General features: G+C 61.4%; 3 protein-coding genes. All 3 read right to left on the bottom strand.

Annotated features, from left to right (window positions below; all coding sequences use genetic code 11):
* Nucleotides 1-83: 83 nt before the first annotated feature.
* Nucleotides 84-899, bottom strand: coding sequence for a polyhydroxybutyrate depolymerase (locus A2I95_RS30095; protein WP_291735780.1), 816 nt, complete (start codon nt 897-899; stop codon nt 84-86).
* 298 nt (nt 900-1,197) lie between these two features.
* The gene (locus A2I95_RS30090; protein ID WP_291735778.1) at nt 1,198-1,761 is read right to left on the bottom strand and encodes a hypothetical protein; all 564 of its coding nucleotides are present in this window, start codon (nt 1,759-1,761) and stop codon (nt 1,198-1,200) included.
* Nucleotides 1,758-2,753 (bottom strand): phenylalanine--tRNA ligase subunit alpha (gene pheS, locus A2I95_RS30085; protein ID WP_291735776.1); only part of this gene is annotated, 996 nt, incomplete at its 5' end. The genes A2I95_RS30090 and pheS, both read right to left, overlap by 4 nt.

The following is a 2,753-nucleotide window of genomic DNA, read 5'->3' as shown; positions in this document are numbered from 1 at the left end:
GGGGACCCCTTGGCAGACATGCAGTTTGCCAGAGGCAATGACAAAGAATGCGCCAAGGTTCAAGGGCGCGAGCGTCCTTGCAGTCACGGATAGCTGGGAGTGCGCCCCAAAAGCTCGTCCAATTGCCGCCCGATCCAGCCATGCGGGATGAAATGGCCGCCGGGATGGGTGTCCAGCACTACCTGCCCTCCGGCGCAATCGCGCCATTCGGTGCGGCTGAGTTTCAGGAACTCCACCACCTGCCAGTCGCCTGCAGGCTGCCCGACGCCGCAGTCGAGCCTGGCGCGCCACAGCCCCATCGGCGCGGCCCGCCCGCCCAGCCTGTCATTTGGAAAGGGCATCACCGTGTCGCTCACCCCATGCACGTGCCGCACCTCGCGCGGCGCCTCGGGGCAGGTCTCCCCCGGCGGGAACGCCCCGGCAATACCCAGCAGCGCCGCCATCTGGTTGCCGCTTTGGCAAGCATAGCGCCAGGCCATAGCCGAGCCATAGGAGTAGCCCGAAACATAGATCTTTTGCATATCAACAGGATAGCGTTTGGCGACGTCTTCCAGAACCTGGTTGGTGAAGGCGACGTCTTCCGTCTCCGCAGACCAGAAATCCCAGGTCTTGCGCCGCCCGTTCGGCGTCACCAGCAACACACCGCGCCGTTTGGTTGAGGCGCCGATCCGGCCGCTGCGCTGCGCATTGACCCCGGTCCGCGCCCAGCCATGGAAATGCAGGAGCACCGGCAAGGGCGAGACCCCATCCCAGCCCTGCGGCTCCATCACGTGATAAGAACGTTCGCCCAGCGGGCAGGCGGTTTCGCCATGGCAGTCAGAGGCTTGCGACGGCCCCATCGCCGCAACGGCGGAGGCCCACAGGAGGGTGGCGGAGAAGGAAAGAACTGCTCGGATCATTTGCCCGAGATTAGCCAAGGAAGGCCAAGTGTCACGTCACATGTTTGTGGGATCAACAGGAGCCTGCAAGCCGCGCCATCGCCTGACCGCGGGCTGGCGATCCAACGTTTGTGTTTGGCAGTTTATGCCGGCCAAACCCGTAGAATATCAAGCTTTGCGCTGGCGGCCCCAAATCGCCTGCCCGTGCGGGCGGTCAGGCGATGGCGCGGCGGCCTCTCGGCCTTGATTCCGCGCTGATTCTGAAAAACCTTCACAGCCCTCATATTTCGCACCACAGCGCGGATCAGTGAACTCGCACCTAGCAGAGAAACTGAAGCAAAATCGCAGCAGCAAAAACCAAGACGCTAATTACAAAGCTTCTCCCTGCCCACCTATGCAGAAACTCCATGTTTCCCAGTTTTGCTGCTAGGAAATGCTCCCATTCAGAAATGGTTTTTGCCGGTACCCAGTCTTTCTCCACAACGGTGACTTGAGCCATAGAGGCGGCGAAAAGCGCTATCGCCAAGAGCAAAAACAATGCCGTAATGACGAGGAAACCACCCCATACCTCACCGGTGAAAAACAATGAGTACCCGTCAAGCGCCTCTTCAGCCGGAACTGCCCTCTGAAGTAATTTGAGAACACTCAGCCCCCCAAAAACACTCGTGGCCAGAGTAAGGTTTCTTTTCGAGCGTTCTTGCAATCCGTTTATAACACGAAGAAGTCTCTGAACTGGATTGTAGACTTTGGATGCCTCGTCCCCCGGCGTGCAAATCGGGCATTTGTTCAGATAGCTATCACTAGCGTCACAATACCCGCCATGCTCCTGACAGAGGTAGCGGCCACTGCTAACTTCAGTAAACCCCCACCTCTTTTCGCTCACCGCGACAAACCGCCATGCAGCGCCGGCATGTCCAGGCTCTGGAAGCCGTAGTGGCGCAGCCAGCGCAGGTCGCTGTCAAAGAAGGCGCGCAGGTCGGGGATGCCGTATTTCAGCATCGCCAGGCGGTCGATGCCGATGCCGAAGGCAAAGCCCTGATAGATCTCCGGGTCGATGCCGCCGGCCGCAATCACCTTGGGGTGCACCATGCCGGAGCCGAGGATTTCCATCCAGTCATCGCCCTCGCCGATCTTCAGCGCACCGCCCTCCCAGGAGCAGCGGATGTCGACCTCGGCCGACGGCTCGGTGAAGGGGAAATGCGAGGCGCGAAAGCGCAGCTCGACGTCGTCCACCTCGAAGAAGGATTTGACGAATTCCTCCAGCACCCACTTGAGGTTCGCCATCGAGATGTCCTTGTCCAGCGCCAGGCCTTCGACCTGGTGGAACATCGGCGTGTGGGTCTGGTCGTAATCGGCCCGGTAAACGCCGCCGGGACAGATGATGCGCAGCGGCGCGCCCATCTTCTCCATCGAGCGGATCTGCACCGGCGAGGTATGGGTGCGCAGCACATGCGGCGGGCGGTCGTCGCCTTCCGCGCGGTGCATATAGAACGTGTCCATCTCGGCGCGCGCCGGGTGGTGGCCAGGGATGTTCAGCGCATCGAAGTTGTACCAGTCGGTGTCAATCCGCGGGCCTTCGGCCACGGAAAAGCCCAGCTCGGCAAAGATCGCGGTGATCTCTTCCTGCACCTGGCTGATCGGATGCAGGCTGCCCTGACGCGACGGGCGCGACGGCAGAGTGACGTCCAGCCATTCGGTGCGCAGGCGCTCATCCAGGGCGGCATCTTCCAGCCCGGATTTCTTGGCCGCCAGGGCCGAGTTGATCTCATCCTTCAACGCGTTCAGCGCCGGGCCTGCGACCTGACGTTCTTCCGGGGTCATCTTACCCAGCTCGCGCATCTTCAGCGCCACTTCGCCCTTCTTGCCCACGGCGGC

It is taken from the genome of Leisingera sp. F5, from assembly GCF_001593695.1.
This window is presented reverse-complemented; position numbering and strand designations above follow the sequence as displayed.